Genomic DNA, 11,828 nt, shown 5'->3' on the forward strand with positions numbered 1-11,828 from the left:
CAAGCGCCGCTGCGAGTTAAAGTACCGCGTACTTTCCGACCGCGCTACTGGCAGCAACCTTCGCCGGCCGTTCGCAGTTGGGAGGGTTACTGACCCAATTCCCTACCGCCCAAACCTACTTTGCTGATGAAAACCTTTTCCCCCCGCCTGCTGCTGGCCGTGCCCGCCCTGGCGGCTGGCCTGGCCCTCGTGGCCAGCCGCCCCACCGCGCCCACCATTGCCCCCGACCCCGACAACGCCGGCCTGAAACTGCCCGCCGGCTTCGGAGCCCTCAAAGTGGCCGAAACCGGCGGCAAAGCCCGCCACCTCGCCGTTACGCCCCAGGGCGTTATCTACGTGAAGCTCAACAAGGTGAAGGACGGCAAGGGCATCTTAGTGCTGCACCCGCAGGCCAACGGCAAGGCCACTGTTACGGGCGGCTTTGGCGACTACGGCGGCACGGGCATGTACGAGAAAAACGGTTACCTCTACGCCTCCTCCGACTACGCCGTGTACCGCTACAAGCTCGATGCCAAGGGCGAAGTAGCCAACCCCAGCAAGCCCGAGCTACTGGTGCGCGGCCTCAAAGTGGGCAGCCAGCACGAGTCAAAATCAATTGTGCTCGATAACGCTGATAACCTGTACGTTAACGTCGGCGCCTACGCCAACGCCTGCCAGGAGCAAGACCGCACGCGCGGCTCGAAGGGCATTCCCAACTGCCCCATTCTGGACTCGGCGGGCGGCATCTGGCAGTTCAAGGCTGATAAGCTCAACCAGCGCTACCCGCAGGGCACGCGCTACGCCACCGGCCTGCGCAACGTGGTGGGCCTCGACTGGAACCAGCAAGACAATCAGCTCTTTGTGATGCAGCACGGCCGCGACCAGCTGCAAGACAACTGGCCCGCGCTCTACAGCAATGAGCAGTCGGCCCAGCTGCCCGCCGAGTGCCTCTACGCCCTCAAGCCCGGCGTCAACGCCGGCTGGCCCTACACCTACTTCGACCCCCAGCGCAAGGAAATAATGCAAGGCCCCGAGTACGGCGGCGATGGCAAAACGCCCGCTAAGGGCGACTACCTGGCGCCCTTGGCGGCCTACCCCGCCCACATGGCCCCCAACGCGCTGCTCTTCTACACGGGCACCATGTTTCCGGCCAAGTACCGCAATGGTGCGTTCATTGCCTTCCACGGCTCTTGGAACCGCGCCCCCGAGTCCCAGGCTGGCTATTACGTTGTTTTTCAACCATTTAAGGATGGCAAGCCCAGCGGCCAGTGGGAGGTTTTTGCCGATAACTTCTCGGGCTCGCCGGCCAAAACTGCCAGCGGCCGCGCCGACCACCGCCCCTGCGGCCTCGCCCAGGGCCCCGACGGCTCGCTCTACGTGAGCGACGACACCAAAGGCACCATCTACCGCATCGTGTACCCGGCCAAGAAATCGTAATGAGCAAGCAAATCCTTCTGAATATTGCGCTGGCTTTCTGTACGTTATCGCTGCAAGCACAGCAGCGGCCCACCCCCAAAGCCAAGGCTAAAATCGCCGCCAACCCGGCCCTCACGGCCTCCCTCACCCGCGGCGCGGTGGTATATAAAAACGTGTGCATCACCTGCCACATGGCCGATGGCGGTGGCGTACCTAACATCAACCCGCCCCTCACCAAAACCGAATACGTGCTCGGTGACAAAGCCCGCCTGACCCACATCGTGCTCGCCGGCCTAGCCGAGCCCATCGAAATCGACGGCAACGACTACAAGCAGCACATGCCTGCCCAGGCCTACCTCACCGACCAGCAGGTGGCCGACGTGCTCACCTACGTGCGCAACAACTTCGGCAACAAAGCCAGCGCCGTGCAGGTAGCCGAGGTGAAAGCCGTGCGCGCCACCCTCAAGTAACTGTTAGTCAAGTGCTACGCGCGGCGGCTCCGGCAACGGGGCCGCCGCGTTGTATTTTTGGGCTCTTCTATTTTCCCCTTTACCATGAACGAGCAGCTAATTGTCAAAAACTTCGGACCTTTTCAGACGGAAGAAGTAAATGTTACTTTTAAAAAAGTTACTGTTTTTATAGGTCCATCAGGGGGAGGTAAAAGCACGTTGGCAAAGCTGATGTCAGTATTCAGAGACGTAGATTTCTATGCCTCTCCTGATGACCCAGGATATCTTTTTGATTATTATGGCTTAGGTAATTATTTTAATTCGACAAGTGAATTACGATTAAATCGAGGTAAATATGGAGTGAAGGTTAAAGGCCGCCATATTACTTATGATGTGATTACTAAGCGTTTAATTAATACCCAAACTAAGAGAGCAACTCAAGTATTTATTGAACGAACGAATGAAAAGGTCCCACTTTTATCTCAGACGTTACGGACTGCGGCTAAATATACCGAAATAGAAAAAGAAGCTCTGGATGAGGTAATAAGTGCTGTACAGTCTCTTACTGATGAATTAGTCCAAGACACTACTCGTGAAATATTAAAACTTATTTTTTCCAAGATTTTCCTTTACACTAATCCGGCTTATATTCCTTCTGAAAGGATATTTGTTTCTTCTCTTACTAATTCATGGGCAGGTTTAATGAGAGACGACATTGGATTACCTCTTCCTTTGCTAACTTTTGCTAACAATTATGCTCAGTTTCGCACGGTAATATCTGATTTAAAATTACCTCTATTTAATGCGAATTACTTTCATATAGGAGGTGATGATTTTATAAAAATTGAGGGCAGAAAAAAATTAATTAATTTACACGAAACAGCTAGCGGTATTCAATCCGTCACTCCGATGCTAGTGCTACTAGAGCATTTGAGCCGCAACACCGAGCAGGCGCAAAGCTTCATCATCGAAGAGCCGGAGCTAAATCTCTACCCCACCGCCCAGCAAGGGCTGCTGAACTGGCTGGTGGAGAAATGCACGAAGGGCGAAAACGACTTGACTATAAATACGCATAGTCCTTATATTCTCTCGCACCTCAACCTGCTGCTTTACGCGCACCACGTTGGCACCAAAGATGAAGAGAAGCGCCAAAAGGTAGCTGCTATTATTCCCGAGCAATACTGGCTGAACCCAGATGAGTTTGCCGTCTACTACGTGAACGGGCCTGAAGGTGCGGGCGGCGTTCGGTCGCTGCTGGACCCTGAAACCAAGCTTATCTCCCAGAATGAGTTGGATGCCGTGTCGGGTATTCAGGCTGACGAGTTTGACCAGTTGCTCGACATCAATCGCGGTTTTTAGAAGATGCTGAATCCGCTCCGCGAATCATTCCGCGACCAGATGCGCGGCAACGCTTGCCAGGAGGCTATTACGGCGGTTGAGTTTTTTGTGCAGGACCCGCCCGGTACCGCGCCCTGCTTTCACTACCTGCCGCCCATGCAGCGGCGCTTCGACTTGCAGATAATCAACGAATCGGGCCGTTTGGTACACCTCATTCAAGTTGACGGCTGCTTGTACTTATCTGGCGAAGGCCGGCGCTGCGACTGCCTGCTGCTGACTACTGAGCAAGCCTGTTTCGTGGAGTTCAAAGCCGCTGACAGCGACGTTACCAGCGGCGGCAACCTGCGTTACGCCCGCGCCGCGGACTGTGTGGAGCAGTTGGAACAAACCATCAAGGATTTCTTTACTCGCGGCATTATTTTGCCGGGTGCTTTGGTGGTGGCGTACGCCTGCGTCGGGCGCACTTCACAACGGCCCTACCCCGGAGCCGACTTTCTAGCTTTGAGTGCCTCTTTCAATAATCGCTTTGAAGGAATACCGATTCGGGTTCGTTTACTGATTGAAAATGTGGTGGTTATTCGTAGGGGTATTGGTAGTAGTTGAACAACGTTGCCACACGCGGACTCGCAGAGTCCGCGCTACCGCGCTGGCATCGGGAACCGCGCAAATACATCGGCCACGCCTTTGTCAATCTGCTTGGAAGCCCGGCTGGGCGTGCGCGACAGCACGGTGGAAGTGGTGCCCTGCCACACCAGCTCCTTGCGGGCGGCATCGACCAGGTCGATAGTGGCGGTACCTTCCTGGTACTCGTTTACGGGTATGTCGGCGGCCTGCCAGTGGTAGTTACGCTGGCCGATGTAGTTGCGCAGGCCATCCTGCCGGAAGTTGGTTTCGCGGGTTTGCACCCGCTGCTCGGTGGTGAGGCCGATGTTCACCCACAGGTCGGGCTTGTCGGATTTTTGGAAGCCGCGGGCCTCCATTTCGCGCGTCACGGCCCGCTTGAGGTCGAAGATATTGGAGCCCGAGTTGATAAACGTCGAGTCGTTGCGGGCAATGGCGTCCATGAAGTTGTAGGTTTTGTACTGCGTCAGGTTCACGCCCGGCCGGCTGTCGGTGCGCGTCACCTGCTCGGAGGAGCAGGCGGCCAGGCCCAGCGCCAGGCCAAGCAGGGGTTTCTGAAGGAAGCGGAGCAGGGTAGGCATGGGCGGGCAAGGTAGAAAATCAGGAAAAGCAAAAAGCCGGCTAGCAACGCTAACCGGCTTCTTCTAACGCTCAAAAACAGACCCGCGTTACGCGGCTTTTATTTTATCCAGCGTGGCCATGTCTTCGGCAGAGAGGTGAATATCAGCCGTTTTCATGTTTTCCTCCAAGTGCTTCACCTGCGAGGTGCCGGGGATGAGCAGGATGTTGGGCGAGTGGTGCAGCAGCCAGCTCAGGGCAATTTGCTGCTGGGTAGCGCCGTGCTTCCGGGCCAGCTGGTCGAGGGCGGCCAGGGCCTCCTGGTTGCCGCCCGAGAGCGGAAACCACGGAATGAACGCCATATTCTGCTCGCGGGTGTAGTCGAGCACGGCCTCCCACTTGCGGTTATCAACCGAGTACATGTTCTGCACCGATACCACTTCGAAAAACTCCTGGGCCTTCTTAATCTGGTCCACATCGACCTCCGAAAGGCCGATGTGCTTAATGAGGCCATCCTGCTGCGCCTTTTTAAGGAAGTTGAACGTGTCCTCCACCGGCACCTTGGGGTCGATGCGGTGCAGCTGGTAGAGGTCAATCTGGTCGAGCTTGAGGCGCTTGAGGCTGCCGTGCAGCACTTCCTGGAGGTGCTTGGGGCTGGCATCGACGGGCCACTGGTCGGGGCCGGTGCGCAGCAGCCCGCCTTTGGTGCCGATAACGAGGCCCTTGGCATAGGGGTGCAGGGCCTCGGCAATCAGCTCTTCCGACACATTGGGGCCGTAGCTGTCGGCGGTGTCAATGAAGTTGACGCCCAGCTCTACGGCGCGCTTCAGCACCCGAATGGCCTCATCATGGTCTTGGGGCGGGCCCCAGATGCCCTTGCCGGTGATGCGCATGGCCCCGTAGCCGAGGCGGTTAACAGCAAGGTCGCCGCCGATGGTGAACGTGGCGGGGTAAGATGCAGTGGTAGTGGCCATTATGGAAAAGGGATTAAACGTGAACGCCGTCGATGGGGGCAAGCCCCCGCCGGCGGCATTCAGATAAGACCATCTCAGGCGACCTATTGTTTGGCCGGAGGCGGCTCGGGCAGCGTTTTGTCGCTACGAATCAGCTCGATAGGCAGCGCCTTCTGGAAGCCGGGCAGGCGAATCTCGATGATGTCGGGCGGCAGCGAGTAGCCGTTTTCGACCAGCACTATCTTAGTGCGGTCCATCACCTGGCTGCGCAGCTCCAGCACCCCGCGGCGGTAGTCGTCGCTTTCGGTCCAGAACATCACTTTCAGGTTTACGGTGCTGCTGGCCAACTCATTGACTATTACCAGCGGCTCGTGCGGCGCCGTTTGCAGCACCTCGGGCAGCGCGCGCAACTGCTCCAGAATGAGCTTGGTGGCCCCGGCCACGCTGTCGTCGAAGTCGATGCCCACCACGAAATCCTGCCGGATAAAGCCGTCGCGGGTGTAGTTGGTTACCTTTTCCTTAAGCACCGTCGCGTTGGGAATGTACACGTCTTTGCCATCGAAGGTCTTGACGCGGGTGCTGCGGATATTCAACTCCTGCACCCGGCCCATTACATCCTGAATCGAGATGGTATCGGAGAGGTTGAAAGGCCGGTTGAAGGCCAGGATAACGCCGGCCAGGAAGTTCTCAGCAATGTCTTTGAAAGCAAACCCCACGATGAAGGCCGACACGCCCGCGCCCGCCATCAGCCCACCCACCAGCTCCGAGAGGCCGATTATCTGCATGCACAGCAGCAGGCCCGCCAGCACCACCAGCCAGCGCCCCATCTGGGTCAGGAAGTTGGTCAGCAGTGGGTCATCTGATTTGGCCGACAGCTTGCGGTTCAGGTACTTGCGCAGCCGGGCGGCGGCGGCCCAAATGATAACAAACAGCACCAGCGCCAGCACCAGCCGCGGCAGCACCACCACAAACTGCTGCCAGTAGGCCCGCAGCACTTCCTGTAAATCGTGAAGCATAAGGGAGAAATAAGGTAGTACGAAGTCCGTGAGTAGAAACCTCTACAAGGTCAGTAAATACGTAGCGTGGACCCTGTGAGTCGGCGCGTGGTGTCGTTGAACAACGTTCCCACGCGCCGACTCACAGGGTCCACGCTACGTATTTACTAAACCTTAGCGCAGCACCGTTTCGCGCTTAGCCTCGGCCACCTTCGCCCCCATTTCGCGCACGGCCTGGGCAATGCCGTCGGCGTCGAAGCCGCATTCTTTGTAAAGCTGGTCCTGCGAGCCGTGCTCTACCACGCGGTCGGGAATGCCGAGGCGGCGCACGGGCAGGTGCTGGCCGTGGTCGGCCAGGAATTCGAGCACCGCCGAGCCGAAGCCGCCTTGCAGGCAGCCGTCCTCCACGGTTACGATAGCGCGGTAGCGGCGGGCCACGCCCAGCAGCATTTCCTCATCGAGCGGCTTACAGAAGCGCATGTCGTAGTGGCCCACATCGAGGCCCTCGGTAGCGAGGGCGGCGGCGGCCTTCACCGCGTAGTTGCCGATGTGGCCGATGGTGAGCACGGCCACGCCGCCCGCTTCGCCCTCGTGAATGACGCGGCCCGTGCCGATGGCCACGCGCTGGAGCGGCGTACGCCACTCGGGCATCACACCCTCGCCGCGCGGGTAGCGAATGCTGAACGGCCTCGCATTTTCGGGCAACTGGGCGGTGTACATCAGGTTGCGCAGCTCCTGCTCGTTCATGGGCGCGCTCACCACAATGTTGGGGATGCAGCGCATGTAGGCCAGGTCGTAGCAGCCGTGGTGGGTGGGGCCGTCGGCCCCGGCAAAGCCGGCGCGGTCGAGGCAAAACACCACGTGCAGGTTTTGCAGAGCCACGTCGTGCACCACCTGGTCGTAGCCGCGCTGCATAAACGACGAGTAGATGTTGCAGAACGGCACCATGCCCTGAGTAGCGAGGCCGGCCGAAAACGTGACAGCGTGCTGCTCGGCAATGCCCACGTCGAAGGCGCGCTCGGGCATGGCGGCCATCATGATGTTGAGCGAGGAGCCGCTGGGCATGGCGGGCGTTACGCCCATTATTTTGTCGTTGGCCTGGGCCAGTTCCAACAGGGTGTGGCCGAATACGTCTTGGTACTTCGGCGGCTGGGGCTTGTCGGGGACTTTGGTGAAAATCTCGCCGGTAATCTTATCAAACAGGCCCGGCGCGTGCCACAGCGTCTGGTCTTTTTCGGCCAACGCATAGCCTTTGCCCTTCACCGTGACGCAGTGCAGCAGCTTGGGGCCGGGAATGGACTTCAAATCGTTCAGCACTTCGACCAGGTGCTGCACATCGTGGCCATCGACGGGGCCGAAGTAGCGGAAGTTCAGCGCCTCGAATAAGTTACTCTGCTTCAGCAGGGTAGCCTTCATGGCAGCCTCTACTTTGCGGGCAATCTGCTGGGGGTTGGGGCCGAATTTCGAGAGCTTACCCAGCACATTCCACAGCTCGTCGCGCACCTTATTGTAGGTGCGCGAGGTGGTGATGTCGGTGAGGTACTCCTTGAGCGCGCCCACGTTGGGGTCGATGCTCATGCAGTTGTCGTTGAGCACCACAATCATGTTGTTGCGCATGGCCCCGGCCTGATTCAGGGCTTCGAAGCTCATGCCGGCCGTCATGGAGCCATCACCGATTACGGCAATGTGCTGGCGGTCAAACTCTTTCTTGTAGTCGGAAGCCACGGCCATGCCCAGCGCCGCCCCAATGCTGGTGCTGCTGTGGCCCACCCCGAAGGCGTCGTATTTGCTCTCCGTCATCTTCGGGAAGCCCGACATGCCGCCGTAGCGGCGGTTGGTAGGAAAGCGGTCGCGCCGGCCGGTCAGTATTTTGTGGCCGTAGGCCTGGTGGCCCACGTCCCACACCAGCTGGTCGTAGGGCGTGTTGAAGACGTAGTGCAGCGCCACCGTGAGCTCGACCACGCCCAGGGAGGCACCGAAGTGCCCGCCGTAGATGCTCACCGTGTCGATGATGAACTCGCGCAGCTCGGTGCTCACTTGCACTAACTGCTCGGGGGCGAGCTTTTTAAGGTCGTCGGGCGAGGATATCGCCGCCAGGAGCGGGCCGGGTTCAATTATCATCGGGGCAGGCAAGAGTGGGGGGCGGCTAAGCAACCGCGGGGCGAGCTAAAAGATTGGCCGGCCGACCCCAAAGGTACGACAATGGTGCGTGGGCGGTTGTGTTTGGCCGACCTTTGTGCGCCCCGTGCGCCAGCGGGCCAGCAGGTCTGGTCGGGACAATTGCCGGCTTGGCCGATGAATTGCGCGGGCTGGCCCTTAGCCGCTGCAACCATCAGCAGCTATTTACGCACTTTGGCCGTTATGATTTTTATGAACAAGAATACTCTCCCATTCTCGGGGCTTGTGGCGGCCACGCTCCTGGGCAGCCCGTTACTGAGCTTAGCCCAGGCGGGCGGCCGGCCGGCGGCCGCCGCGCCGCGCAGCACGGGCCGCGTTACGGGCACCATCACCGATGCGGCCAATGGCAAGCCGGTGTCGTACGCCACGGTAGCCGTGATTAACCCGGTCACCAACAGCGCCGTGAACGGCGGTGTGGCCGGCGACGATGGCAAGTTTGTACTGCCCGTGCCGCCCGGCACCTACCGCGTCGAAGTCAGCTTTATCGGTTACCAGACGCAGGTAAAAAATGGCGTGGTGGTAACGCCGGGCGGCACCGTAGCGCTGGGCACCGTGGCCCTGGCCGCCGCCGCCCAGAAGCTGGGCGAGGTAATCGTAACGGGCCGCAAGCCGCTCATTGAGGAGCGCGTGGACCGCACCATCTACAACGCCGACGTGGACAAAACCACGGCCGGCGGCGACGCCACCGACGTGCTCAAGCGCGTGCCGCTGCTGAGCGTGGACCTCGATGGCAACGTGAGCCTGCGGGGCAGCAGCAATATTCGGGTGCTCATCAACAACAAGCCCTCGACCATTGCCGCCAGCAGCGTGGCCGACGCGCTTAAGCAGATTCCGGCCGACCAGATTCAGACCGTAGAAGTAATTACCTCACCCTCAGCTAAGTACGATGGTGAGGGCTCAGGCGGCATCATCAACATCATTACCAAGCAAAACAACCTGCGCGGGGCCTCGCTGAGCGTGAACAGCAGCGCCGGCACCCGCGCCAGCAACCTGGGCCTGAGCGGCAGCGTGAGCAACGGTAAGTTTGGCGCGTCGCTGGGTGGCTTTGGGCGGGCGCAGTACAACACGCCGGGCAGCTTCGAGAACGTGCAGACCAGCACCAACCTGCAACGCGGCGACCGCACCACCGTGCAGCAGCGTGCCGCCACCCGGCAAACCAACGCTTTCGGGCGCTACACGCTGGGCCTCACCTATGACTTCGATAAGCAAAACTCGCTGGCCGGCTCGCTGGCCTACGGCGTGCGCAACGGCAAGAACTACCAGGACCAGCTCATCAGCAACACGCTGGCCGGCACTACCACGGGCATCACCTCGGTGCGCGACGTGGCCTCGACCAGCAACTCGGGCACCGTGGATGCGAGCCTCAACTACACCCACCTCTACGAGCAGAAGCAGCGCGAGCTGAGCGTGCTGACCTTATTCAGCCGCAACAACCAGACCAACGACTTCACCAACAACGTATTCGAACCCAGCGACCGGGCTTACCTGGGCCAGCTGGGCAACAACAACCAGAGCCGCAACCAGGAAATAACCGGACAGGTGGACTACCAGACGCCCACCGCCAAAGACCAGCTGCTGGAAGTGGGCGTGAAGGACATTGTGCGGCGCGTAACCAGCGACTACAGCAATTTCTACGGGCCCGGCCTGGCCCCGGCCACCCCCCCGGCTCCCAACTCCTTTTTGTACCAGCAGAACGTGGCCGCCGGCTACGCTGCCTACACCATGGGCCTGCCCAAGGGCTTCGCCTTAAAGCCGGGCGTGCGCTTCGAGTATACCACCATCACCGCCAGCTTCAGCGACCCCAACGGGGTGCTCACGGCCACCAATATTCCTAACTACCTCAAGGTGCTGCCCAGCGTGAATTTGTCGCGCAAGTTCGAAAATGGCAATGTGCTTAAGCTGGCCTATAACATCCGGATTCAGCGGCCCTCGCTGCAATTCCTGAACCCGAACGTGCAGGCTTCCAACCCGTTAAACGCCTCGGCCGGCAACCCCGTGCTGCGGCCCGAGAATACTCAGAACTACGAGCTGGGCTACAGCACCCAGATTAAGCAGAAGGTGAATCTGAACATCTCGACCTTCGTGCGCAGCACCAACAACGCCATTCAGACGGTGCGGGTGCCGCTGGCCGACTCGCTCAATCCCACCCGCGCAGTGGGCGCGCTGCTCTCTACCTTCCGCAACGCGGGCACCGAGCGGGCCTACGGCACCAACCTGTTTGTGGGCATCAACAACGCCAAGATGAGCCTCAACGGCAGCATGGACTTGTTTTACAGCGTATTGCGCAACAACGACACCACCACGATTTATAATTCCAGCAACCAGGGCTTCGTGGTGAATGGGCGGGTATTTGGCTCGTATAACCTCAACAAGGACTGGGCCTTGCAGGCGTTTGCTTTCGTGCGCGGCCAGCAGGTGCAGCTCCAGGGCTACCAGTCGGGCTTCGGGGTGTATAGCCTGAGCTTGCAGCGCAACTTTGCCGAGAAGCGGGGTAGCTTCGGCTTTGGGGCCGAGAACTTTTTCAGCAATCAGATTACCATCCGCAACTCGGTAAGCACGCCCTACGTGGATACGTATAATGGCGTGGCCATCAACGGCCCGGTGCTGACGCAGAACAGCACCAACGTTCTCAACCGCCTGAGCTTCAAGGTCAACTTCAGCTACCGCATTGGCAAGCTCACGGCCGGCGACGCCGGCCGGCGCCGGAAGGGCGTCAGCAACGACGACCTCAAGGACGGTGGCGATGCGGGCGGCGGCCTCGGCGGTGGCGACACGGGAGGCGGCCAGGGCGGTGCCCCGGCTGGCGGCGGGGGCCGCCCAAGCGGCCAAGGTGCGCCAGGCGCGGCCCGCCCTGGCGGCTACCCCGGCGCCGGCCAGCGCCCGGCCGGCGCGCCGGCCCCGGCCAGCGCCACCGACTCCACGCGCCGCGCCATGCCAGCCGGCTCGCCCCAGCTGCTGCGCAACCAGCCCACCCTGCCCAACGGCGCGGCCGGCCAGCCCACCCCTGCGCCCGGCGTAGCCGTGCCCGCCGACAGCACGACCACCGCGCCAGCCGCGTCGCCGGCCATCAAGCCCAGCAGCACTACCTCACCGGTGGGTCCGCCCTCGCCGGGCACTACCTCGCCCAGCGGCATCACGCCGGCCGGTAGCCCCGGCGGGCGGCCGTAGAGGCAAGTGCCTGTTTAGCAGTTATTTTTCAAATGCCTGGTTGCCCCCGCAACCGGGCATTTTTATTGCAAGCCGGGGCGGGGCTGCTGCGGGCCACCCGCGTTGAACCGCCGGGCGCTGCCCCGCCCCGGTGGGCCACCGTATTTTTGCCCGACCTTCCCCCTGCCTATGCC

General features: G+C 60.3%; 9 protein-coding genes. 5 read left to right on the forward strand and 4 right to left on the reverse strand.

Annotated elements, in window-relative coordinates:
* Window positions 1-126: 126 nt before the first annotated feature.
* The 4 genes from QMK33_RS16795 to QMK33_RS16810 all read left to right on the forward strand — a co-directional run bounded on the left by QMK33_RS16795 (window position 127) and on the right by QMK33_RS16810 (window position 3,785).
* A complete protein-coding gene (locus QMK33_RS16795; RefSeq protein WP_283565776.1) occupies window positions 127-1,416 on the forward strand; it encodes a PQQ-dependent sugar dehydrogenase in 1,290 nt (429 codons plus the stop codon).
* Entirely contained in the window at window positions 1,416-1,865 is a 450-nt protein-coding gene (locus QMK33_RS16800) for a c-type cytochrome (RefSeq protein ID WP_283565777.1), read from the forward strand. Before QMK33_RS16795 ends, QMK33_RS16800 begins: the two co-directional genes overlap by 1 nt.
* A gap of 84 nt (window positions 1,866-1,949) precedes the next feature.
* Window positions 1,950-3,203, forward strand: a complete 1,254-nt coding sequence (locus QMK33_RS16805) for an AAA family ATPase (RefSeq protein WP_283565778.1) — start codon at window positions 1,950-1,952, stop codon at window positions 3,201-3,203.
* An 87-nt stretch (window positions 3,204-3,290) separates the two neighbouring features.
* On the forward strand, window positions 3,291-3,785 hold the full coding sequence (locus tag QMK33_RS16810) for a hypothetical protein (RefSeq protein ID WP_283565779.1): 495 nt from the start codon (window positions 3,291-3,293) through the stop codon (window positions 3,783-3,785).
* 35 nt (window positions 3,786-3,820) lie between these two features.
* On the opposite strand, the gene QMK33_RS16815 is transcribed toward QMK33_RS16810, so the two are convergent.
* The 4 genes from QMK33_RS16815 to dxs form a co-directional block, all read right to left on the reverse strand.
* The gene (locus QMK33_RS16815; protein ID WP_283565780.1) at window positions 3,821-4,384 is read right to left on the reverse strand and encodes a DUF4136 domain-containing protein; all 564 of its coding nucleotides are present in this window, start codon (window positions 4,382-4,384) and stop codon (window positions 3,821-3,823) included.
* Window positions 4,385-4,471: 87 nt separating this feature from the next.
* Window positions 4,472-5,335, reverse strand: coding sequence for an aldo/keto reductase (locus tag QMK33_RS16820; RefSeq protein ID WP_283565781.1), 864 nt, complete (start codon window positions 5,333-5,335; stop codon window positions 4,472-4,474).
* A gap of 83 nt (window positions 5,336-5,418) precedes the next feature.
* Entirely contained in the window at window positions 5,419-6,330 is a 912-nt protein-coding gene (locus tag QMK33_RS16825; protein WP_283565782.1) for a mechanosensitive ion channel family protein, read from the reverse strand.
* A 153-nt stretch (window positions 6,331-6,483) separates the two neighbouring features.
* Window positions 6,484-8,430 carry a 1-deoxy-D-xylulose-5-phosphate synthase gene (dxs, locus tag QMK33_RS16830; protein ID WP_283565783.1) on the reverse strand — a complete coding sequence of 649 codons (1,947 nt, stop codon included), beginning with the start codon at window positions 8,428-8,430 and terminating at the stop codon, window positions 6,484-6,486.
* Between the two features lie 249 nt (window positions 8,431-8,679).
* Here dxs and QMK33_RS16835 point away from each other — a divergent pair, with 249 nt between their 5' ends.
* A complete protein-coding gene (locus QMK33_RS16835; protein ID WP_283565784.1) occupies window positions 8,680-11,655 on the forward strand; it encodes a TonB-dependent receptor domain-containing protein in 2,976 nt (991 codons plus the stop codon).
* Window positions 11,656-11,828 lie beyond the last annotated feature (173 nt).

It is taken from the genome of Hymenobacter sp. H14-R3, assembly GCF_030063445.1.
GTDB lineage: Bacteria > Bacteroidota > Bacteroidia > Cytophagales > Hymenobacteraceae > Hymenobacter.

Bases quoted from the DNA above. Each gene is read 5' to 3' on its own strand.
- QMK33_RS16825 (WP_283565782.1), bottom strand. From the start codon at position 6,330: ATGCTTCACGATTTACAGGAAGTGCTGCGGGCCTACTGGCAGCAGTTT.
- dxs (WP_283565783.1), bottom strand. From the start codon at position 8,430: ATGATAATTGAACCCGGCCCGCTCCTGGCGGCGATATCCTCGCCCGAC.
- QMK33_RS16835 (WP_283565784.1), top strand. From the start codon at position 8,680: ATGAACAAGAATACTCTCCCATTCTCGGGGCTTGTGGCGGCCACGCTC.
- QMK33_RS16815 (WP_283565780.1), bottom strand. From the start codon at position 4,384: ATGCCTACCCTGCTCCGCTTCCTTCAGAAACCCCTGCTTGGCCTGGCG.
- QMK33_RS16805 (WP_283565778.1), top strand. From the start codon at position 1,950: ATGAACGAGCAGCTAATTGTCAAAAACTTCGGACCTTTTCAGACGGAA.
- QMK33_RS16800 (WP_283565777.1), top strand. From the start codon at position 1,416: ATGAGCAAGCAAATCCTTCTGAATATTGCGCTGGCTTTCTGTACGTTA.
- QMK33_RS16795 (WP_283565776.1), top strand. From the start codon at position 127: ATGAAAACCTTTTCCCCCCGCCTGCTGCTGGCCGTGCCCGCCCTGGCG.
- QMK33_RS16820 (WP_283565781.1), bottom strand. From the start codon at position 5,335: ATGGCCACTACCACTGCATCTTACCCCGCCACGTTCACCATCGGCGGC.